At 69.9% G+C, this 20,854-nt stretch carries 23 protein-coding genes and 1 pseudogene; 13 read left to right on the forward strand and 11 right to left on the reverse strand.

The features are described from left to right. Window positions 1-16 precede the first annotated feature (16 nt). Window positions 17-1,195, forward strand: a complete 1,179-nt coding sequence (locus ACQP2X_RS17735; RefSeq protein ID WP_498698318.1) for an amidohydrolase family protein — start codon at window positions 17-19, stop codon at window positions 1,193-1,195. On the opposite strand, the gene ACQP2X_RS17740 is transcribed toward ACQP2X_RS17735, so the two are convergent. From ACQP2X_RS17740 to ACQP2X_RS17750, 3 genes are all read right to left on the reverse strand, one after another. Continuing rightward, entirely contained in the window at window positions 1,192-1,596 is a 405-nt protein-coding gene (locus ACQP2X_RS17740; RefSeq protein WP_498698321.1) for a VOC family protein, read from the reverse strand. The genes ACQP2X_RS17735 and ACQP2X_RS17740 overlap by 4 nt on opposite strands. A 121-nt stretch (window positions 1,597-1,717) precedes the next feature. Beyond that, a complete protein-coding gene (locus ACQP2X_RS17745) occupies window positions 1,718-2,455 on the reverse strand; it encodes an SDR family NAD(P)-dependent oxidoreductase (protein ID WP_498698322.1) in 738 nt (245 codons plus the stop codon). Beyond that, window positions 2,452-3,555, reverse strand: coding sequence for an acyltransferase family protein (locus ACQP2X_RS17750; RefSeq protein ID WP_498698324.1), 1,104 nt, complete (start codon window positions 3,553-3,555; stop codon window positions 2,452-2,454). The genes ACQP2X_RS17745 and ACQP2X_RS17750 overlap by 4 nt, the downstream gene beginning before the upstream one ends. A 56-nt stretch (window positions 3,556-3,611) precedes the next feature. Here ACQP2X_RS17750 and ACQP2X_RS17755 point away from each other — a divergent pair, with 56 nt between their 5' ends. Genes ACQP2X_RS17755 through ACQP2X_RS17765 form a run of 3 tightly spaced genes read left to right on the forward strand, consistent with a single transcriptional unit; the run spans window position 3,612 to window position 6,638 of the window. Continuing rightward, window positions 3,612-4,052 carry a hypothetical protein gene (locus tag ACQP2X_RS17755; RefSeq protein WP_498698326.1) on the forward strand — a complete coding sequence of 147 codons (441 nt, stop codon included), beginning with the start codon at window positions 3,612-3,614 and terminating at the stop codon, window positions 4,050-4,052. Window positions 4,053-4,068: 16 nt separating this feature from the next. After that, a complete protein-coding gene (locus ACQP2X_RS17760; protein ID WP_498698327.1) occupies window positions 4,069-5,466 on the forward strand; it encodes an Nramp family divalent metal transporter in 1,398 nt (465 codons plus the stop codon). After that, the gene (locus ACQP2X_RS17765; protein ID WP_498698328.1) at window positions 5,463-6,638 is read left to right on the forward strand and encodes an oxygenase MpaB family protein; all 1,176 of its coding nucleotides are present in this window, start codon (window positions 5,463-5,465) and stop codon (window positions 6,636-6,638) included. The genes ACQP2X_RS17760 and ACQP2X_RS17765 overlap by 4 nt, the downstream gene beginning before the upstream one ends. A 28-nt stretch (window positions 6,639-6,666) precedes the next feature. Here ACQP2X_RS17765 and ACQP2X_RS17770 read toward each other — a convergent pair whose 3' ends face one another. From ACQP2X_RS17770 to ACQP2X_RS17790, 5 genes are all read right to left on the reverse strand, one after another. Next, window positions 6,667-7,407, reverse strand: coding sequence for a hypothetical protein (locus ACQP2X_RS17770; protein WP_498698329.1), 741 nt, complete (start codon window positions 7,405-7,407; stop codon window positions 6,667-6,669). 47 nt (window positions 7,408-7,454) lie between these two features. Beyond that, window positions 7,455-7,802 carry a hypothetical protein gene (locus ACQP2X_RS17775; protein ID WP_498698331.1) on the reverse strand — a complete coding sequence of 116 codons (348 nt, stop codon included), beginning with the start codon at window positions 7,800-7,802 and terminating at the stop codon, window positions 7,455-7,457. A gap of 146 nt (window positions 7,803-7,948) precedes the next feature. After that, entirely contained in the window at window positions 7,949-9,556 is a 1,608-nt protein-coding gene (locus tag ACQP2X_RS17780) for a sodium:solute symporter family protein (RefSeq protein WP_498698333.1), read from the reverse strand. After that, a complete protein-coding gene (locus tag ACQP2X_RS17785) occupies window positions 9,553-9,741 on the reverse strand; it encodes a DUF3311 domain-containing protein (RefSeq protein ID WP_498659747.1) in 189 nt (62 codons plus the stop codon). The genes ACQP2X_RS17780 and ACQP2X_RS17785 overlap by 4 nt, the downstream gene beginning before the upstream one ends. 38 nt (window positions 9,742-9,779) lie before the next feature. Further along, entirely contained in the window at window positions 9,780-10,340 is a 561-nt protein-coding gene (locus ACQP2X_RS17790) for a QsdR family transcriptional regulator (protein WP_498698334.1), read from the reverse strand. Window positions 10,341-10,405: 65 nt separating this feature from the next. On the opposite strand from ACQP2X_RS17790, the gene ACQP2X_RS17795 reads away from it, so the two are divergent. From ACQP2X_RS17795 to ACQP2X_RS17805, 3 genes are read left to right on the forward strand one after another with little or no spacing between them, the layout of a single operon-like run. After that, a complete protein-coding gene (locus ACQP2X_RS17795; RefSeq protein ID WP_498698336.1) occupies window positions 10,406-11,497 on the forward strand; it encodes a GAF domain-containing sensor histidine kinase in 1,092 nt (363 codons plus the stop codon). 51 nt (window positions 11,498-11,548) lie between these two features. Continuing rightward, complete coding sequence (locus ACQP2X_RS17800; RefSeq protein WP_498698338.1) at window positions 11,549-11,896, forward strand: response regulator; 348 nt, start codon at window positions 11,549-11,551, stop codon at window positions 11,894-11,896. A gap of 36 nt (window positions 11,897-11,932) precedes the next feature. Next, window positions 11,933-12,547, forward strand: coding sequence for a hypothetical protein (locus ACQP2X_RS17805; RefSeq protein ID WP_498698339.1), 615 nt, complete (start codon window positions 11,933-11,935; stop codon window positions 12,545-12,547). On the opposite strand, the gene ACQP2X_RS17810 is transcribed toward ACQP2X_RS17805, so the two are convergent. Both ACQP2X_RS17810 and ACQP2X_RS17815 read right to left on the reverse strand, forming a co-directional pair. After that, window positions 12,544-13,554, reverse strand: coding sequence for a hypothetical protein (locus ACQP2X_RS17810; protein WP_498698341.1), 1,011 nt, complete (start codon window positions 13,552-13,554; stop codon window positions 12,544-12,546). The two genes, ACQP2X_RS17805 and ACQP2X_RS17810, sit on opposite strands and share 4 nt — an antisense overlap. Further along, window positions 13,551-14,087 carry an RNA polymerase sigma factor gene (locus ACQP2X_RS17815; RefSeq protein ID WP_498698342.1) on the reverse strand — a complete coding sequence of 179 codons (537 nt, stop codon included), beginning with the start codon at window positions 14,085-14,087 and terminating at the stop codon, window positions 13,551-13,553. Before ACQP2X_RS17815 ends, ACQP2X_RS17810 begins: the two co-directional genes overlap by 4 nt. Before the next feature lie 53 nt (window positions 14,088-14,140). Between ACQP2X_RS17815 and ACQP2X_RS17820 the strand changes: the two genes are divergently transcribed. From ACQP2X_RS17820 to ACQP2X_RS17845, 6 genes and pseudogenes are all read left to right on the forward strand, one after another. Further along, entirely contained in the window at window positions 14,141-14,929 is a 789-nt protein-coding gene (locus ACQP2X_RS17820) for an endo alpha-1,4 polygalactosaminidase (RefSeq protein WP_498698344.1), read from the forward strand. 14 nt (window positions 14,930-14,943) lie between these two features. After that, window positions 14,944-15,750, forward strand: coding sequence for an SAM-dependent methyltransferase (locus ACQP2X_RS17825; protein ID WP_498698345.1), 807 nt, complete (start codon window positions 14,944-14,946; stop codon window positions 15,748-15,750). A gap of 53 nt (window positions 15,751-15,803) precedes the next feature. Further along, window positions 15,804-16,478, forward strand: a complete 675-nt coding sequence (locus ACQP2X_RS17830) for an alpha/beta fold hydrolase (RefSeq protein ID WP_498698346.1) — start codon at window positions 15,804-15,806, stop codon at window positions 16,476-16,478. A gap of 92 nt (window positions 16,479-16,570) precedes the next feature. Continuing rightward, window positions 16,571-16,813, forward strand: a pseudogene (locus ACQP2X_RS17835) (RraA family protein); the annotation flags it as partial. 68 nt (window positions 16,814-16,881) lie between these two features. After that, window positions 16,882-19,599, forward strand: coding sequence for an HD domain-containing protein (locus tag ACQP2X_RS17840; RefSeq protein WP_498698349.1), 2,718 nt, complete (start codon window positions 16,882-16,884; stop codon window positions 19,597-19,599). 81 nt (window positions 19,600-19,680) lie between these two features. Next, complete coding sequence (locus ACQP2X_RS17845) at window positions 19,681-20,214, forward strand: hypothetical protein (protein ID WP_498698351.1); 534 nt, start codon at window positions 19,681-19,683, stop codon at window positions 20,212-20,214. Here ACQP2X_RS17845 and ACQP2X_RS17850 read toward each other — a convergent pair. Next, on the reverse strand, window positions 20,204-20,854 hold the full coding sequence (locus ACQP2X_RS17850; RefSeq protein WP_498698352.1) for a pentapeptide repeat-containing protein: 651 nt from the start codon (window positions 20,852-20,854) through the stop codon (window positions 20,204-20,206). The two genes, ACQP2X_RS17845 and ACQP2X_RS17850, sit on opposite strands and share 11 nt — an antisense overlap.

Below are 20,854 nucleotides of genomic sequence, written 5' to 3' on the forward strand. Positions count from 1 at the left end.
CATCGTCGATCAGGGCATGACTCGCCTGACCGACGATCGTGTGCTCGTCACGCACGCCGCCCTCGCCGACGGCACCGCCGACGCCGTGACGCCGGACGTCTCGCTGCTGGCCGAAGGCGGTGTGATCACCCGGATGTGGATCGGCGAGGACCCGCCGCCCGTCGACGGCGCCACGGTGATCGACGGTTCCGGGGCGACGCTGGTGCCAGGTCTGGTCGACTCGCATGCTCACGTGTCCCTGCCGGGCGGGGCGAGGTGGGTGGAGCACGGCTTCGACCCGCTCGACGAGCTGCTGGCCGTCGGTGAGGAGAACGGCGAGATGATGACCCGAGCCGGCATCCGCTGGGCCCGTGACGTCGGTTCGCCCCGGCGGGACGGCCGCGCCACGAGCCTGACCCTGCGCGATCGCTGGCACGGCCGGCGCGCCGGCCCACGCCACGGCCACGTCGAGCACGGCCACCCCGACCGGCCTTACCTGCGGGCGGCCGGCACCTGGATCAGCCGCCGCGGTTCCATGCCGCCCGGCCTGACCGTCGAGATCGAGCACGCCGCGGACTTGTCAACGGCCGTTCGCGGTCAGCTCGACGACGGCGCCGACCTGGTGAAGCTCTACCTCGACGGCCCCGACGCCGACGCCGCCCCGTTCAGCGTGGCCGAGGTGGCCGCCGCCGTCGCCGTGGCCCACGAGCGCGGCGCCAAGGTCGCCGCCCACGCCACCGCCCTCGCCGGGACCCGCCTCGGCGCCGAGGCCGGCGTGGACAGCCTGGAGCACGGCAACCAGATCGACGCCGGCACGGCCGCGCTCATGGCGGCCAACGGCGTCACCCTCGTCTCCACCCTCGCCGTCCCCGAATCGTGGCTTACTTTCGGCCGCCCCGGCGCCGCCGAGCTCCGGGAGACCATGCGGGCCAGCGTCCGCCTGGCCGACGCAGCCGGTGTCACCCTCGCCGCCGGATCGGACGCCGGCGGCGGTTCCCTGCGCGCCAACCAGCTCGCCTGGGAGGTGCAGTCCCTCGTCGCCGCGGGCATCGCCCCTCGTACGGCCCTGGCCGCGGTGACCTGGCGCGGCGGCGACCTTCTCGGCATCCCGGAGGCGGGCCGCCTGACGGTCGGCGGCCCGGCCCATTTCAGCCTCGTGCACGGCGACCCGCTCACCGATCCGGCGGCGCTGTGGAGGGTGTGGCTGACCCGTTAGGGCGTGCCGACGAGGAGGCAGAACGGGTGCCCGGCCGGGTCGGCCAGGACGTACAGCGGCTCCTCGTCGTCGCCGGTGCGGTCGAGGAGCACGGTGGCGCCCAGTTCCTCGGCCCGGCGCCGGTGCTCCTCCAGGCCGTCCCGGGTCGGCACGTGGAAGTCGAGGTGCATCTGCTTCGGCACCTCGTGGGCCGGCCAGTCGGGGCGGGCCAGCTGGGGCACCCACTGGAAGGCCAGCACCCGCTTGCCGTCCGCGTCGACCAGCACGAGCCAGTCCTCGCCTTCCTGCGGGGTCTCGTCGCCGGGGCGGTAGCGCACGCCCAGCAACTCCCGGTAGAACTCGGCCAGTCCTCGGACGTCCGTGGCGTCCAGCGCCGTGTGCATCAGCATGGGAAAGGTCATGGACCACATCCCATCACGCGTGGCGGACCGCGGCGACCCGCCTCGGCGACCGCGCGCGACCTGGGCTGGGAGTGGGACGAGGCCACGGCCGGGCCGGGCGATCAGGCGATCGCCGCGCTGCTCACCACAGCTCGAGGTCGAGGTCGCGCTCGGTGAGCTCGATCAGCCGGTCCTGCGCGTCGTGGTCGAGCGCCTCCGGGTTGGGCCGGGCCGGCTCGCGCTCGTCGTAGTACGTGCCGTTGTCGCGCTGCTGCGAGGCCACGTAGCGGACGTTGGCGGCGGCGTGCTCGGGCCGGTCGCCGTCGACGGCGAACATGGCGTGCAGCAGCGGCGTGGCGATGATGCCCGGATGCATGCTGACGACCTCGGTCCGGCGCCGCGACAGCCAGCAGGAATAGGCGACAAGGGCCAGTTTGGAGTACGCGTAGGCGCCGGCCGCCGAATAGGGCCGCCCGGCGTCGCCCAGGGTCGCCGACAGATGCGTGGCCGAGGCGACGTTCACCACCCGGCGGGTCAGGTCGAGCAGCCGCGTCGTGAGCAGGACGGGCGCCAGATAGTTGGTCTGAAAGGTGACTTCGAGACCGGCGGCGTTGACCGTACGGGCCGGTGGCCCCGGCCGGGCGGCATTGTTGATCAGGACGTCGACCTTGTCGGTCGCGGCCCGGATCCGCGCCGCGAGCCGCTCGACCTCGTTGAGATCGCCGAAGTCGGCCGGGAAGTACGTTATCCGGTCGTCGGGGGAGAAGTCGGAGATGGTGGGCTCGAGCCCGTGCAGGATGAGATGCTCGCCCGAGCCGGCCAGCAGGCGGGCGGTGGCCCGGCCGATCCCCGTGGTGGCCCCGGTCAGGACGATGCTCACGGCCGCATCCCGAACAGGAACCGCGTCACCTTCGTACGCCGCACCAGCACATCGTAGACAGCGAACATGACCACGAACGTGATCGCGACGATGGCAAGGTACTTGCCGATCACCGGCAAGTCCCACCGCACCACGAAGTACGCGACGACCACCAGGATCGGCTGGTGCAGGATGTAGAGCGGCAGCGCGGCCACCGCGAGATATCCGATGACCGGGCTGCGGGGCGGCGGTGATCCCCGGTCGAGCAGCCCGAGGATGGCCACGAGCCAGAACCATCCGGCCAGCCCGAACAGCACCCGGGCCACGATCGCGTGCGAGGTCATGGACGTGAACGGATCGTCGCCGGCCGTGCTCAGCGCCGCGCCCGAGGCCCCGAACAGCAGGAACCCGATCACCGCGGCCCACCGGGCGTCACGCCGCATGGCGGCCCGGAAACGTTCGTCGGCCGCGAGCAGGAACCCGTATAGGAAGAAAAGCAGATAAGCCCAGCGGCTCCACCCGGCGAAAGCCTCCTCCATGCCCAGCAGCGCCCCGATCAGTGCCACCGGCAGAGCCGGGAGGAACACCACGCCGCGATGCCGCATCGGCCCGCCGATCAGCGGCAGCCGGCCGGCCACGAGGGCGAGGATCAGGGAGAAGGTCAGCAGCAGGACGACGAACCACAGGTGGCCCGTCTCGAAATGCTCGCCCTCGACGACGAACGGGAAGTCCGACAGCTCCAGGTGAACGTCGAAATAACTCCGCAGGAACTCCGGATATGGCTCGGCGGCCCCGTCCCGGATCCACTGTGGAACCGGGATGATGGTGAGCGACGCGAAGACCAGCGGCACCCCGAGCCGCAGCAGCCGCTCCCGCACGAACCCGCCGGTGCCCCGCCGCTTGAGCGAGTGCCACGACCCGAGCCCGGCGATGAGGAACAGCGCCGGCATGGCCCACACGACCCCCAGCCCGGCGACCCAGGTGACCGCCTCGGTGGTCTGCGCGTTCTTCACGTAGAAGTCGTCACGCGTGTCGAACACCAGCGAGGCGTGGAAGAACACCAGCCCGAGCACCACGGCGAGCCGAATGGCGTCGAGCTCGGGCCGGCGCGCGGTCGTCATGCCTGAAGAGCATGTCAGGCCGGGAACCTCGGCGGGCTCGGTGGTGTCGTCGAAATATGAAGGCGTTCGCAGTATTGCTGCTTCTGCTGGCGGGCTGCTCGGGTCCCGGGCCCGCCCCGGCGCGCGAATGTGGTTCCGCGGTCCGGACGGATGCTCTGCCGTCGTGGGCGCGGGCCGGCTTCAGCTGGGACGGCGCCGGGATGCCGCACGTCTTCGGGGAGAGCGGGGAGATCCTCGCCATCGTGTTCGGGGCGCCGCTGAAGAGCCCGCCCGCCGAGGGGCGCGCCAACAAGATCCTCTGGGTGCCGCGGCAGGCCGCCGAGCCGGGTGGCGATCTGGTCATCTCGGCGGCGCTGGACGGCACGGACGTGCGCGCGGAGCAGAAGGTGGCCGGTGGGCCCGGGCCGTCTCTGGTCGATCTGCCCCGGCCGGGGTGCTGGCATCTGACTCTTTCCTGGTCGGGACGCACGGACGGCATGGACCTGATCTACGAGTAGGAATAGATTGATGTCCATGGTGTCTTCGACCAAGCACCTTCCCGCCCATGAAATCCGCGAGCTACCGGAGCCACCGGCCAACTTCCGCCGCGTCATCGGGCCGGGCATCATCGCCGCCGGAGTCGGGCTGGCCAGCGGCGAGTTCATCCTGTTCCCGTACATCGCCTCGCAGGTCGGCCTGGTCTTCGTCTGGGCCGCGTTCGTGGGCCTGGCCACGCAGTACTTCCTGAACATGGAGATCGAGCGGTACACGCTGGCCACCGGGGAGACCGCGCTGACCGGCTTCAGCCGCTACTGGCGCCACTGGGGCCTGTTCTTCGCGATCCTGGCCTATTTCGCCAACATCTGGCCGGGCTGGGCCACGAGCTCGGCCACCCTCACGACCTATCTGGTCGGCGGCAACGTCACCGCGGTCGCCATCGGCTTCCTGCTGCTGATCGGTGTCATCCTCACCCTCGCGCCCGTGGTCTACCAGGCGCTCGAGAAGATCCAGATGGTGAAGGTGGCCGCCGTCCTGCTGCTGTTCGTGGTCGGGTCGGTCGCCGCGATCGGCGCCTCGGCCTGGGCCGACGCTCCGCAGATCATCACCAAGGCCGGACTTCCGTACGAGGAGCTCGGCTTCGCGCTCCTGATGGGTGCTCTCGCCTTCGCGGGCGCCGGTGGCGGCCAGAACCTGTGCCAGAGCAACTGGATCCGGGACAAGGGCTTCGGGATGGGTGCGTACGTCCCCCGCATCGTCAGCCCGGTCACCGGTCAGCTCGAGGCGGCCCCGTCGACCGGTTTCATGTTCGAGACCACCGACGAGAACATGAGCCGCTGGCGCCGCTGGTGGAAGTTCGCGAACATCGAACAACTCACGACGTTCGTGCTCATCACGTTCCTCACCATCTTCTTCACCTCGATGCTGGCCTACGCCACGGTCTTCGGCGACGAGGGTCTGACGAACAACATCTCCTTCCTCAAGGCCGAGGGCGAGGCCCTCAACGACGCGGTCGGCGGCTGGTTCGGCACCTTCTTCTGGATCATCGGCGCCTTCTCGCTCTTCGCCGCCGCGCTCGGCATCGTCGACTACACCAGCCGGCTGGCCGCCGACGTACTCAAGACCTCGTATCTGAAGTCCCTCAACGAGAGCAAGATCTACTTCGTCCTGGTCTGGGGCCTGGTCCTGGTCGGCATCGTGGTGCTGCTGTCCGGCGTGACGCAGCCGCTGGTGCTGCTGGTCATCTCGGCCGTGACCGGCGGCCTGATGATGTTCGTCTACTCGGCCCTGCTGCTCCTGATCAACCGCCGCCTGCTGCCACCCGAGATCCGTCCCGGCATCGGCCGCGTCGCCGCGCTCGTGTGGTCGTTCCTGCTGTTCGGCTTCCTGTCCGTGCTCACCTTCAACGAACAGATCCGCAAGCTCTTCGAATGACGACTCCCGCGCGTTTCGGCCAGGACCGTGCCTGGGGTGAACGCGCCGCCGCCCCGCTGCGCCGCCTCGCCGGCCGGGGCGCTCACCCGACGGCCGGGGAGCTGACGGCCCTCCGCGCCGCGCTGTCCGAGCGGGACGAGTTCGCGGCGGCTCTGGTACGGGCCGTGCCCGCCCGCGAACTGCATCGCGCGATGGCAGCGGGCCCGCTCGGGGCCGTCCCCTCCGCGGCGGCGAGTGCGAGCGGGCCCGTCTCACCGGCCGTTCGCGCCTTCTTCGACGCCGTGCTGGACCGGCCGGCCTGGGTCGACGACCGTTTGCTCGATCGCGGCGCGCAAGCCTGCCGCGCCTTCGGCCTAGACGCCGGCCTCGTCCTGGCCTACGGCTCCCTGCTGGGCGGCTACCGCACCGCCGCCGCCCTGGAACCGCTGGTCCGCACCGGCCGCCTGGCCGGCGGCGAGACCCTGCGCCGCATCAAGGAGACCTCGATCTGGTGGCGCGCCGTCACCGCCCCCGGCGGCCTGACTCCCGGCGCCGAGGGCTTCCGCCTCACCCTGCACGTCCGCGTCATGCACGCCCTGGTCAACGCCCGGCTCGCCGACGACCCCACCTGGGACACCGCGCTGCGCGGAACGCCCATCAACCAGTACGACCAGGCCAGCACCCTCGGCGTCTTCAGCACGAGCTTCCTGCTCCACCTGCGCCTGCTCGGCGTGCGCGTCTCGCGCCGGGATTCACACGCGGTCATGCACCTCTGGTCGTACATAGGCTGGTTGATGGGCGTGAACGACCAGTGGCTCCCACACACCGAGAAGCGGGGCCGCCGCCTTCTCTACCACTTCTTGTCGTACGACCCACCGCCCGACGACAACAGCCGGGCGCTCGCCCAAGCGCTCATCGCCATGACCGACCATGAGTTCACCGGCCGCCCCCGCCGTCGTTTCGAGCGCGAACGCGCACTTTCGCTCAGTTCCTGGCTCCTGGGCCGCCGGGCCATGCACGATCTGGCCCTGCCGTACCGCCCGCCGTGGTACGGCCTGTGGAGGGTCGCCGCCAACCTGCTCATGAGTCAGGCCCTGGGTCGTCTTCCCGGCGGACGCCGGCTGCTTCTCGCCCGCGGCGAACGCCAGGCCCGCGCCCGTTTCGCCCGCTGGGGGACAGAAGCCGGCGCATGATCCCGGCCGAGGTCGGGGCTTTTCGCGCTCAGCGGTTGCCGTATCCCTGGATGGAGGGCTGGTACAGGCCTTCCGCGGTCTGGCCGTACGAGTCGGTGACCGTGTAACGGACCGGGGGGATGGGGCCGGAGGCGCCGCGGGCCGGGGTGAAGACGAGGGTGCCGGCGGCGCCGATGAGGGTGTCGTCGTGGGGCTGGCCGGGCATGGTGGCGATCGACGAGATCATGGCCAGGCCCAGTTCGCCCTGGGGGAGTTCGAGGGGCTGGCCGTCGGCGAGGCCGATCGAGCCGCCCGGCGGGATCGCGAAGGTCACCGACTGGAAGGCGCGGCTGGATCCGACCGTGGTGTGGTGCGGGGCCGACGGGGGCGGTGGGCAGGTGACCGTGGCCGCGTAGGTGAGGGTGCGGGACCGGCCGCCGGGCGCGGTCAGGCGGATCGTCACCGGATCGGCCGTGCCGATGAAGCGGAGCTTCGGGGTGTAGGTGACGCTGCGCGGGGAGTCCTGCGTGTAGAAGCCGTCGGCGACGAGGACCGTCTCGATGTAGGACGGGTCCCGGCCGTCGAGGGTCATGCGCCAGCCCGGCGGCACGTCGACGGTGACCGTCTGCTTGTGCAGTCCCGCCCCGGTCGAGGCGAGGTGGTCGGCCGTCGACGCCGGCGCGGTCACCGTCGCCGGGCAGGGCGGCGCGGGGGCGGCCGCCGGCGCCGGTGAGGGGCTGGCCGTGGCCAGGAGAGGGGCGGTCACGGCCAGCATCAGGGTTCTGCGCATGCCGGTATTATATGAGCGGTTATGTCCGGTTTGCCGGGAGGGCTCGATCAGGGGTAGTACTTCGAGCACGTCTGATAGACGCACATCTGGATCTGCCAGATGTCCTGGTTGTAGTTCCCGGTGTTCGAGTTGTGGTTGTCGGCGCCCAGAGTCGTGGTCGATCCGTCGTAGAACTTGACCCGGATGTAACCCGAACCCCAGCTGTTGGTGTTGTTCACCCAGGCCCAGCTCTGCGCACCGTTTCCCGGATTGTTGTCGAACTGTCCTCCGACGCCGTTCCAGTAATAGGGACCGTTGGCGTAGGCCGCGGAGGCGGATTGCGGAAAGAAACCGACGACCGCGGCTCCGGCCGTCGCGATAGCGGCGGCTGCCCGTGCAATTCTGGCCGACCTCATTCGGCGCTCCTCCCACTCGAGCGAATGTCGCTGGTCCGTCGATGCTCACATGACGGACCTCGGCCCACCGGCGGCCGACGTGGTGAGCAGCTTCACCGTCGCGGAAAAGGATTGCTGATGTGCGTATTCGCACCGGGTGACTGACGTTATGGCCGCGATGCTGAACCGTTCGCGGGTGCCTGGTCGTGCCGGGGCAGGCCGTCCAGCAGGGCGTCGATGCGGCGCAGGCGCGGGTCGTCGGCGTCAGCGTCGTAGTCCTCCGGGCGCGTGGCGTCGGGCCCGGCCGGGACGCCGGCCATCCGTAGCAGGGCTGTGAAAGCGACAGTGACCAAGAGGTTGACCGCCAGGGCCACGATTCCCACGTAGACGGTGCGGCCGTCGCCCAGAGACCAGCTCGAACCGCCGAAATGGGCCTCGACCACGCGGCCCGTCGCGTCCACGCGGGAAATGTTGTAGAGCATCACCACGCCGGTCACCAGGCCGGTCATCAGGCCCAGGATCAGGGCCTTGCGGTGGAACCAGTTCGTCAGCAGGCCCAGCACCGCGGCCGGCACCGTCTGCAGGATGATGACGCCGCCGATCAGCTGGAGCTCGACCGAATACGCCGGGTCGAGCAGCAGGATGAAGGCGACCGCCCCGAATTTCACGGCCAGCGACGTCCAGCGGCTGACCCGCGCCTCCTCGGCGGGGGACGACTCCGGGCGCAGATACGGCCGGTAGATGCTGCGGGTGAAGCAGTTCGCGGCCGCGATCGACATGACCGCCGCGGGGATGAGGGCGGCGATGCTCAGCGCCGCGTACGCCACGCCGGCCGACCACGGTGGGAAGTACTCGTGGATCATGCGGGGGATGACCGTGTTGAGGTCGCCGTCCAGCGGGGTCACGCCGCGGGCCAGGGCGAAGAACCCGAGCAGGGCCATCAGGGCCAGGGCCACGCAGTAGATCGGCAGCGCGGCCGCGTTCCTTCGTACCGTCGCCCGGTCCTTCGCGGCCAGCATGCCGGTCAGGGCGTGCGGATAGGCGAAGATGGCCAGCGCCGAGCCGATCACCAGGGTGAGGAAGCCGAGCTGGCCGTTGTCGGGCAGCAGCAGGCCGGCCGGCAGGCGCTGACCGGCCTGGTGGAACGTGGTGTCCCAGCCGCCGAACATGGCGACCATCAGCACCGCCGTCAGCAGCATCCAGGCCAGCAGGATGTCCTTGACGATGGAGAGCAGGGCCGGCGCGCGCAGACCGGAGCGGAACGTGCAGATCGACACCACGCCGACCGCGGCCAGCAGGGGGAGCTCGCCGCCGAGGCCGACCGTGCGCAGGATGGCCTGCAACGAGATGAGCTGGACGGCGATGTACGGCATCGTGGCCACGATGCCGGTCACGGCGATCAGGGCGCTCAGCGGGCGCGATCCGAAGCGGGCACCGGCGAACTCGCCGTGGGTCAGGAAACCGTGCCGCTGGGCCACCGACCAGATCTTCGTGGTGAGCACGAACGTGAGCGGGGCGGTGACGATGGCGAACGGGACGGCGAAGAAGCCGATCGCACCGACGCCGTACGTCAGGGCGGGCACCGCGATGAAGGTGTAGGCGCTGTACATGCTGCCGCCGAGCAGGAACCACGTCGTCCAGTTGCCGAAGGCGCGGCCGGCGACGCCCCACTCCTCGAGGGTCTCGCGGTGGCGGGCCTGGCGGCGGTGGGCCATGACGAAGCCGAGCGACAGCACCACGACCATCAGGACAACGAAGACGCTGACGTCGGTCATTTCTTCTCCGCCGTCATGAGATAGACCGTGGTGAGCACGCCGATGGCCAGGAAGGCGCAGGCGAACTGGTACCAGTAGAAGAACGGCACGCCCAGGAACGCGGGCTCGAGCCTGTTCACGAAGGGGGTCATCAAGGGCGCGGCCGTCGGCACGGCCAGCAGCCACAGGGCTCGGGGCTTGGGCACGCCGAACCATAAGCGTTAGTCGATCTGTAACACCATGGTCACCGAGGATCGTGCGACAGCTGTCTCAAGATCTCCTTCAGGACCCGCTCGGCCAGGGCCAGATCGGCGTTGCGGCCGTCGACCAGCTCGCCGTACAGGGCCGATTCGATGATCCGGACGTACAGATAGGCCAGGTCGTCGGTGGCCTCGGGCAGCCCGGCCTCGCGGAAGATCTCGTGCTGGGCGGCGACCACGCGCTCGGTGACGCGGCCGGCCCCGGTCATCAGGACGCGGGCGGCGACCTCGGGCTCGGCGGTCAGGAACCGGCGGAACGGTTCGGCCGCAAGCAACCGCTCGGTGAACCGGCGGGTGACTTCCAGCACGCCCTCGGCGCCGGTCGCGGTGCACTCGCGGCGCGCGTCGGACAGCATCCGCTCGGCCAGCCGCCACAGCACGTCGCCCAGCAAGCGGTCCCGGCTGTGCGTGATCCGGTAGAGGGTTGCCCTGCTGACACACATGTCCTCGGCCAGCCGGCCCATCTCGACGGTCCCGTGCGCCAGGAAGAAACGGCACCCGGCGCGGGTCACCTCGTCGTCGCTCACCACCCGTCGGCTCTCCATCGCAGGCACGGTACGACAAACGGCCGATCTTGTGGGTTCCGGCCGCGAGATGGCAGCCTCGACAGGTGCACGGGAACATGGACGACGCCGAGACGCTGGTGCAGTTGCGCCGGCTCGCGCTGCTGGTCGCCCAGGGTGTGCCGCCCGAGGAGGTCTTCACGGCCGTCTGCAAGGAGATCTGGCGGCACTTCGGCGGCAGCACGGCCCGGCTCTTCCGCTACGAGCTGGACGGCACGGTCACGCTGCTGGCCAACGAGGGCACGACCGGCCCGCACGTGCGCGTGGGCGAGCGCTGGGTGGGCTATCCGCCGACCGGGCTCACCGCCAGCGTCCAGCAGACCGGCAAGATCGGCCGGATCAACGACTTCCGCGAGCTGCCGGGCGGGCAGAAATACGCCGACGAGGGCCTGATCTCGGCCGTCGGCATGCCGATCCACGCCAACGGCCGCCTCTGGGGCATGATCGCCGTCGGCTCGACCGAGGGCCGGCTGCCCGACGACACCGAGGCCCGGATGGCCGCCTTCACCGAGCTCTGCGCCATCGCGGTGGCCAACGCGCAGAGCCGGGCCGAGCTGGTCAGCTCCCGCGCCCGCCTGGTCGCCGCGGCCGACGAGGCCCGCCGCCGCATCGAACGGGACCTGCACGACGGCGCTCAGCAGCGGCTCGTCGCGCTGGCCCTGCGGTTGCGCTCGGTGACCGACGCCGACGGCGCGGCCGAGGTCGCGGCCGAGCTCATGACGGTCATCGACGAGCTGCGTGAGCTCTCCCGCGGCATCCACCCGGCCGTCCTGTCCGATTCCGGCCTGCGGCCGGCTCTGCGTGCGCTCGCGCGCCGTTCGCCGCTTCCGGTGGAGATTGACGTACGTCTCGACGCGCGCCTGCCGGAGGCGGTCGAGATCGGCGCCTACTACGTGGTCTCGGAGGTGCTCACGAACGCGGTGAAGCACGCCGGCGCCACGGTCGTCCTCGTCGAGGCCTCGGTGACCGACGGCGTGCTGGAGCTGTGTGTGCGCGACGACGGGGTGGGCGGAGCCGACCCGTCGCGCGGCTCGGGCCTGGTCGGCCTGACCGACCGGATCGAGGCGCTCGGCGGCGCCATCGAGGTGGCCAGCCCGCCCGGCGGCGGCACGACCATCACCTGCCGCGTGCCGGTGTGACTTCCGGCTGGCAGGAATGCGCCGGGGACCCGCGCCTGTCACCCTTTCCGGGTGACATTGCGCTGCCTCCTGGTCGACGACAATCGGCATTTCCTCCTCGCCGCCCGTGACCTGCTGGAACGCGAGGGCCTGACCGTCGTGGCGACCGCGGAGGACAGCGCGGGAGCGCTCGGCCGGGCGGCCGAGCTGCACCCGGACGTGGCGCTGGTCGACATCAACCTGGGCGGCGAGAGTGGCTTCGACCTGGCCGCCCGGCTGGCGCCGACCCCTGTCATCATGATCTCCACGCACTCGGGCGACGACTACGCCGACCTGATCGCGGCCAGCCCCGCGATCGGGTTCCTTTCCAAGATCGAGCTTTCCGCGACCGCCGTACGGGATCTGGTCGCGAGCCGCTGACCACCTCGCGGCGGGAGCTCCGCTACTCTGCGCGGCGTGCAGATGATCGAGCGCGTCATCGAGGCCGTCACCGCCGACCCGGCACGGCTGCGGCCGCTGCTCGACGGTCCGCCCTCGCCGATGCCGGCCGCCCGGATCGCGGAGCTGGACGTGCCGCCGAGCGTGCGGCGGTGGCTGGCCTTCGACGGCCGGTTCCCCGGTGAGCCGACGACCCTGATCGCGTACGTCCAGAGCATCGAGATCCGCGGCTACGAGGGCACCGACCTCGACGAGCCGGACGAGGACGACGCCTCCTGGAACGACATCTTCAGCGACACGTCGTTGCGGTCACTGGCCCGCTTCGACCGGGTGTTCCCGCTGCCCAGCCCCAACGCGGACGTCGGCCTGCACCACGTGCTGGTGGCGGGCAAACCCGACGCCGAGGGGGAGTGGCCGGTCTTCTACTACGCCGACCTGGCCCGCGACGTCCCCGAGTACGGCCTGTGGTACCCGGGCTTCGACGTCTACCTGGCCCACCTGACCGGGGTGATCGAGCTCGACTTCGCCCAGGGCATCTCGTCGCTCGGCGACCATCCGGAGCATGCCGCGCGCATGGCCCATCACGCGCGGCACTGCTTCGGCGGCAAGCGCAGCGGCTCCCTCTTCGGCTAGTTCTGGCCGCAGAAGGTGCGGCGATAGCCGTCCACCTCGCGCTCATCGGCCTGGCCGCCGGCGATCCGGCCGGCGACCACTTTGATGGTGCGCGGCAACGCACTGCTCGGCTCCATCCGCCGCACCACCGGCCAATCGGGGCTGCTGAGCAGGGCGCCGACCGCCTTCTGGGCGGCGGCGCCGTCGTCCTCGAAGGTCGCGCGCTGCCATTCGGTCAGCCACGCGCAGACGACCCGCCGGACCACAGCGGTGTCGCTTTGTGTGGCGTCGAGTCCGCCGCCCTTCCAGGACGGCGTCAGCGGCACTCCCTCGAGCGCCTCGATCACGGGCACGCTGGTGGGCGGGATGACCGCGGCGATCCAGGTGGGCACATCGACCCGCCGGACACCGGCCAGGAAGGTGCGGAACTCCTCGCGCGTCCAGCCGTCGTCGGTGCGCAACTCGGCGAAGACCCCGTCGTGGGGCTCGGTCACCACGTCGAAGTCGGTCTCGCCGTACGCCACCTGATAGCCGGTGAGCCCGGCCACCGTGACCTCCTCCCGGCCCTGGTGGCGGTCCTTGCGATAGCCGCTGTAGTCGGCGGCGGGATGCCAGGTGAGCATCACACTGCGTTCACCCTTCTCGTACGCCATCTCGCCCCGCGCCGTGCCGATCGGCATCACATGAACGACCGTCCATCCCGGACCGGCCAGCAGGCGCGGGCTCTCCTTCGCCGCCTTGGAAACGACATCAGGCACCGGCGCCGGCGAGGCGGAGGCGGACGGGCTCGCCGGCACCGCCGGCGGCTCGGGCCGGTTGTTCGACGTGGCCGGCAAGGCGACCACGGCGACCACGACCGCGACCGCCGCCGCGGCGCCCACGGCGGCCAGCGCGAACGGGCGCCTCCGGTGGACCGGCTCGGCGACGATCTGCGCCAGGAGCATCTGGTCGGCGCCGTCGAGGTCGACGGCGGCGGGCCGGTGCGGGTTGGCATCGCGCAGCATCTGGTCGTAGTGCTCGCCCGTCATTTCCCCTCCTTCAGGTCGAGGACCGGCGCGGCCGGCGGCATCAGGTCACGGAATCGGGCGCGGGCCCGGGACAGGCGGGCCCGCGCGACGGTGGCGCTGACGCCGAGGACCTCGGCCGCCTCGCGCGGCTCCAGGCCCTCCCAGAAGGTCAGCATCAGGACCTCACGGTCGATCTCGGGGAGCTGGGCGAGCGCGGCCCGGACGGTCAGGCGCTCGGGCACCTCGTGACCAGGGTCCGGAGCGAGCGCCTCCCGCACGCGTTGCCGCAGGCGTTCGCCGAGCTGCTGGCGGCGCACGCCACCGCGGTGGTGGTTGGCCAGCACCTTGCGGGCCACGCCGTAGAGCCAGAGTTTGGCCGCGTCCCCGCCGGGCAGCTCACGGTCCCGCCGCCACGCGATGAGGAACGTCTCGGCCACCACGTCGGCCGCGTCCGCGGGTTGCTCGACGCGCCGCAGAGCGTAGGCGAGCAGCAACTCGAAGGTGCTGTCGTAGACGCGGCGGAAACGTTCCTCGTGTTCGGTTCCTGCTCTCACGTCTCTGCCCTTGTCCGGTCCCGCGCACATCGTGACCGCCTACCGTAGAGAAAATGCGACAGATCTCGGCGGCGGTGGTCGCCGTCATTCTGGCCACGGCCGGATGCGGCGGCTCCGAACCTTCACCGGCGGAATCGTGGGTGGCTCCGCCGGCCAACGGGCTCTTCGACTACCAGCTTGGTGGCGCCTATCCGCCCGCCGACGCGGTGCGGATCGTCGACCGGGACCGGACCGCGGCGGCCGTGCCCGGCGTCTACGGCATCTGTTACGTGAACGCCTTCCAGACCCAGCCGGGCGAGAACGACTGGTGGCGGGCGGAGCATCCCGGCCTCGTCCTGAAGAAGGAGGACCCGGACTGGCCGGGCGAATATCTCCTCGACATCTCCACGCCGGCCAAGCGGGCGGCGCTCGGCGAGATCGTCGGTGGCTGGTTCGACGGGTGCGCGCAGAGCGGGTTCCGTGCGGTCGAGCCGGACAACCTCGACTCGTACAGCCGGTCCGGGGGTCTGCTCTCCGAGGAGCACGCCGTGGCGTACGCCGAAATCCTGGTGGCGAAAGCCCATGAAAGCGGTCTGGCCGTCGGGCAGAAGAACGCCGCCGGCTTCGACGGCCGGAGCATCGGGTTCGACTTCGCGGTGACCGAGGAATGCGCGGTCTACGACGAATGCGGGGAGTATCTCGAGCGTTACGGCGACCAGGTGTACGAGGTCGAATACACCGACAACGGCATCGACGCCTACCGTCAGGCGTGCCGGGATCACGGGGCGCGCATATCAGTCGTCCTGCGCGATCGCGATGTCGTCCCATGGGGCGAGGCGGGGTATCACTACGAATCCTGCTGACCTATTGTTCCCCTGTGGATCCCGTCGCCTCCGGCATCGACCCCAACGTCGCCCACCCCGCCCGGCGCTACAACTACTGGCTCGGTGGCAAGGACAACTTCGCCGCCGACCGCGCTTCGGGCGACGAGCTCGAACGCCTGTTCCCCAAGGTACGTCTCGGCGCCGTGGCCAACCGCGCGATGCTCCAGCGCGCTACGCGCTTCCTGGCCGAGGAGGCCGGCGTCCGGCAGTTCCTCGACATCGGCACCGGCCTGCCCACCGCCGACAACACCCACGAGGTGGCCCAGCGCTACGCCCCCGACGCGAAGATCGTCTACGTCGACAACGACCCGCTCGTCATGGTGCACGCCCGCGCGTTGCTGAACAGCAGCCCGGAGGGCCGTACGGCGTACATCGAGGCCGATCTGAACGATCCGGCCCGGATCCTGGCCGACCCGGCCATCGAGGAGACCCTCGACCTGAAGCAGCCGGTCGGCCTGATGCTGATCGCCGTCCTGCATTTCATCCACGGCGACGGCGCCGCCAAGCCCATCGTCAGCCACCTGCTGGACGCCCTGCCGCCGGGCAGCTATCTGGTGGCCACCCACGCGACCTCCGATTTCGGCACGCCCGAGCAGCAGGCGCTCTATCGTCAGCTGGTGGAGTCCGGCAAGTCCGACGTCTGGACCCGCCCGAAAGACGAGTTCGCGGCCCTGTTCGACGGCCTCGAACTGGTCGAGCCGGGCGTGGTCCCCGCCAGCGAGTGGCGCCCCGCGCCGGGCGCTGAGATCCCCGAGCGTTCCGACATCAACGTCTGGACCGCCGTGGGCCGCAAGCCCTGACCGAGTTCCCCCTGGCCGTTCAGGAGAGCGGCCAGGGCCCGCCCCTGCTCCTGTTGTCCGGGCAGGCGAACTCGCACGACTGGTGGACGGGCATCCGCTCGCGGTTCGAGTCCCGCTTCCGCGTCATCACGTTCGATTACCGGGGTACGGGCGACAGCCGCGGCCCGGTCGGGGAATGGTCCACGGCCCTGTTCGCGGAGGACGCGGCCCGCGTGCTGGCCGGCCGCCGCGCCTCCGTCTACGGCACGTCGATGGGCGGCCGGGTGGCCCAGCTCCTGGCGGCCCGCCACCCGGCGCTGGTCTCACGCCTGGTGCTGGCGTGCACGTCACCCGGCGGAGCGCACGCCGTCGAGCGTTCGAACGAGATCCGCCGCCGCCTGGCCACGGCCCGCCGCGACACGCTGCGCGAGCTGTTCTACACCCCGTCGTGGTCGGGCCACAGCCACCTGTTCGGCGACCCGACGATGACACCGGCCGAGGCCCGGGCCCACCTGAGGGCAAGCAACCGCCACGACGCGTGGGAGGTGCTCCCGCAGATCGAGGCACCGACCCTGATCCTGCACGGCACCGACGACCTGATGGTCCCGGCGGCCAACGCCCCACTGCTGGCCGGCCGTATCCCCAACGCCACTCTGTTCCTGAGCGAGGGCGGCCGCCACGGTTTCTTCGACGAGTTCGCGGCCGACCTTCACCCGCTGATCGAAACCTTCCTGAAGGAATCCCCATGACCGCACTTCCCGCGAGCGACCGTGGGTGATTTCCGGGTCACCTACGACGCGAGGGCGAACGCGCCGACCTGATCGACGAGCACGGCGACACCATCGGCTCGTGCGACACCCAATTCCGCCAGTACGGGGCGCGGGCCGCGTTCCAGGGCGCGGCGGTGACCGTCCGCTGCTTCGAGGACAACGTGTTGCTGAAGTCCGTGCTGTCCGAGCCCGGCCACGACCGGGTCCTGGTGGTCGACGGGGGCGGATCACTGCACCGAGCCCTCATGGGCGACGTCATCGCCGGCCTGGCCGTCGCCAACGGCTGGTCCGGCGTCATCATCAACGGCGCCGTGCGAGACGTGGCCGAGCTCCGCGAGTTGCCGATCGGCATCAAGGCCTTGGGCTCCAACGAGGAGTGGCATTGTCCGGCGGCTTCGCGCAAGGTTTCTACGAGGCCACCCCGCTGTGGCGCCGGACCTTGGGCGAAACTCCGAATGACCCCTGGCACAGTCAACGCGAGAAGCTCCGGAACGCGTGCCAGCAGTTTCGGGAGACCGTGGCGCCGTTGGCGAGCGAGATCGCGCTGTCGATGCCGATGTTCACCGATCATTCCATTGCCCATATCGATGCGTTGTGGGACACGGCCTCGATCATTTGTGGCGATGCCTTCGAGGTGAATCCGGCCGAGGCGTTCGTCCTCGGCGGAGCGTTTCTCATGCACGATCTTGGAATGGGTCTCTGCGCCTATCCGGGCGGCGTCGACGAGGTGACAGCCGATCCGTCCTACGCGGGTCTCCTCGCCGCCGCGACCGATCGCATCGAGCAGCTGGAGCCGTCGAGCGACTCGGAGGTGATCGCCGAGCGTGCCCGATCGGAAGCGATCACCGAGCTGCTCCGCCGCCGTCACGCCGAGCGTGCGCAGGAGCTGCTGCGAACGCAGTTCACCGCCTCCGACGGGACTGCGTTCTACCTCCTGCCCGATCTGGGTCTTCGGCTCGACTATGGCGACATGATCGGTGAGATCGCGGCGAGCCACTGGTGGGACGTCGACAGGCTGCACGAGTTCGATGTGCCACGGAGCTGCCGTCCGGACCATCCCCGCGAGTGGGCGGTCGACAAGCTCAAGATCGCGTGTATCCTCCGTCTCGCCGACGTCGCTCACATCGACAGCAGGCGTGCGCCGTGTCTTCTGCACGCGTTTCGTCGCCCGGCCGGAGTCGCGGCGCAGCACTGGGAGTTTCAGGAACGTCTGATGCGTCCCGACGTGCAGCAGGACCGCCTGGCCTACACGTCGACCCGGAGGTTCACGGGTAGCGAGGCGCCGTCGTGGTGGCTCGCCTACGAGATGATCAAGATGATCGACCGCGAGCTGCGGCGGGTGGACGCTCTTCTCGCGGATCTGGGCCGCCCGAGATTTCAGGTGCGTTCCGTGGCGGGCGCCGACAGTCCCGACCGGCTCGCCAGATATCTGCGCACCGACCGTTGGCATCCGATCGACGCGCACATCCGGGTCACGGAAGTCAGCGAGGTGGTAGGCAATCTGGGTGGCGACAAACTCTATGGGAAGCGCCCCGAAATAGCCCTTCGTGAACTGGTGGCGAACGCCTCCGACGCGACGCTCGCGCGAGCGCTGCGAGACAAGACCGAGCCGGGCATCGTGACCATCCGGCTCTTCCACGGCGACGGATCGTGGTGGCTCACCGTCGCCGACGCGGGCATCGGGATGCGGCGCGAGGCGATGGTGTCGTCCCTGACCGACTTCGGGAACTCGCGGTGGCGGTCCACGGACCTGCTGGTCGAGCACCCCGATCTGGCCGGCTTCGAGCCGGCCGGACGGTTCGGCATCGGGTTTTTCGCGGTCTTCATGGTCGCGGACGAGGTCAGGGTGCGCAGCCTCGCCCTCGACGAGGCGCCCAGGGACACCCACCTGCTCGAGTTCACCGACGGCCTGGCGGCTCGTCCACTACTACGGACGGCCGAGCCGGACGAGCGCCTCCGCACCGCCGGAACGGTCGTCACCATTCGGCTTCGTGAGGACCCCCGATCGGTGAACGGGCTGTTCCGGAATCGCAGCCGTCAACTCAGCCACACCGAACATCTGCACGCTCTGGTGCGTCCGCTATGTGCTTTGGCCAGGGTCAACATCGACGTACAGGGTCCGGAGGACGGCTGGCCCAAGCGGGTGATCTCCGCCGACGACTGGATGTCGATCTCCGAGACCGAGCTCTTCGACCGCGTGTACCGCCGCCCGGACGACAGTTACAGGCTACGGGTCGCGCTTGATGTGTACTGCAAACGATTCCTGCAACGTGCTCAGGCTTTACGGGATGAAGCCGGTCGAGTCGCGGGACGCGCGATGATCACCTCTATCTGGGAGGGTACCGAGGACCTCGGTCTCTACATGAATATCGAGTCACACATCTATGTCGGAGGGCTTCGAGCCGCGACGCTGAAGGAGTCGATGGGAGTCTTCTCCGGGCTCCCTCTGACCGCGGATCGTCTGAACGCGTTTCCTGACGTCGGTATCGCCCTGATGATTGCCTGGGTCGAGTCCCAGGCTGCCTTGCTCGAAGACATGGACACCGAAGTGGCACGCGTCCTCGGTGGCGTGGCAAGAGCCCTCGGCGCGACGGCCGAAGGGCTTCCCTGCGCCCTGACCACCTCCGGCGGGCTGGACCTTCCGGCCATGCGCCGGTGGGTTGCCGACCGTGATGTGATCTTCCTGGTCTCGGGTGCCTTTTTTGTGCACTATCGGGAGAACGGCCAGCCGTGGTTCATGTCGCGTACCCACCGGGAATTGAGTTTCGGCGACGACTGCCTCGTCCTGGACCTCTACCCTGAGTGGCTCTATCCGGAGGAGATTCTTCCGTCGCCGAAGGACGAGAGGTTCGCGGACGCGCGACTGACCGGATCCGGGTGGGATGCCCGCGTGTGGTGGTACGGCACCGGCAACTTCGGATCGGTGGGACTGGTGATGCGAGCGATTTCCGGGGAGTGGGGGATCGATATTCCGGAGCTGCTCGATCTGATGGAGCCCCTGCATGCACACGACGACGGCGACTCGAGGCCCGAGGTGCCCGTCGTGGGTGGCGGGGTGGAGCGGGTCGAGATGATCCGGCTGCGGCGTCCCGGTCGTTGAGTGGTCATTCCTCAGGGATGAGGTGTCGCCGGAGCGGTTCCGCCACCGTCGAGGGCGGGACCAGTCCGGAAGGAGAAGGCGATGGCCATCGATACGTTCATGGTGTACGTCGGTGTCTACCCCTCGGTGGCGCAGGCCGAGGCGGACTATGACGTGGTCAAGGAGCTGCACCGGAAAGCGGATCTGATCGACGCCTATGACGCTGCCGTCATCGAGCGGCGGGCCGATGGCAAGTCGAAGATTGTGAAGCGGCACGAGACTCCGACCCGGGTCGGTGGGGTGCTCGGTGGTGGGGTCGGGCTTGCTACCGGGCTTGTCGTGGCGCTCTTCCCGTTCGCCGCGCTCGGTGGTGGGCTCCTCGCTGCCACGACCGGTGGTGGGGCTGTGCTCGGTGCGCTGGCCGGGCACGCCGCGGCCGGGCTGAGCCGGTCCGACCTCAAGGAGCTGGGCGAACACCTCGACGACGGGCAGGCCGGGCTTGTCGTCGTCGCCGTGTCCGACATGGGTGCCAAGGTCGAGCGGGCCCTGAAGAACGCCGCGAAGGTCGAGTCCCGGCAGCTCAGGGCCGACACCGCCGAGATCGAGCAGGACGCCAAGGCGGCCGCTAACCCCTGATGACGATGCCGAGGACCTGAGCCAGGGCGGGCGCGGCCTCCGCCAGCTGCTCCGAGGAGATGACGGCTCCCCGGAGGGCGTCCCAGCCCTGGGCCACGTCCAGCTCGCGGGCGCCGCGGAAGTCGAGCTTCTTCACCGTCACCTTGTCGAAGCGGGCTCGGCGGATGGCCGTGCCGGGGAACGTCACGTTGATCAGGGTGGCGCCGCCGAAATCGACCTCGGACAGGTCGCAGTCGCGGAACTCCACGTCCTGCAGCTTGGCGCCGCGCAGGTTCAGGCTGTCGATTTTGCCGCCCTGCACGACCACGCGGCGCCACTGCGAGCCGTAGGCCTGCACACCGGCTATGGCGCTGTCCAGGATTGTCACGTTCAGCAGCTGGGCCTCTCCCCAGGTGCCGCCGATCCAGCGGCACCGGGAGAACCACACGTCGTCCAGGCGCACCTTGTCGTAGGTGCCGCCGGTGAAGGTGACCGCCGTCATCGCGCTTTCCGAGAAGCGGGAGCCGGCCGCCGCGACCTCGTCCAGTTCCACGGCGTCGAGGTGGATCTCGCTGTGGTCGCCGTCGTGGCCGAGCTCCTCGTCCAAGGGGCGCAGATATTCGGCGTACGGCAGGGAACTGAGGTCTTGGATCACCGGCAT

The sequence above is a fragment of the Actinoplanes sp. CA-131856 genome, from assembly GCF_050956135.1.
Taxonomy (GTDB): Bacteria; Actinomycetota; Actinomycetes; order Mycobacteriales; family Micromonosporaceae; genus Actinoplanes.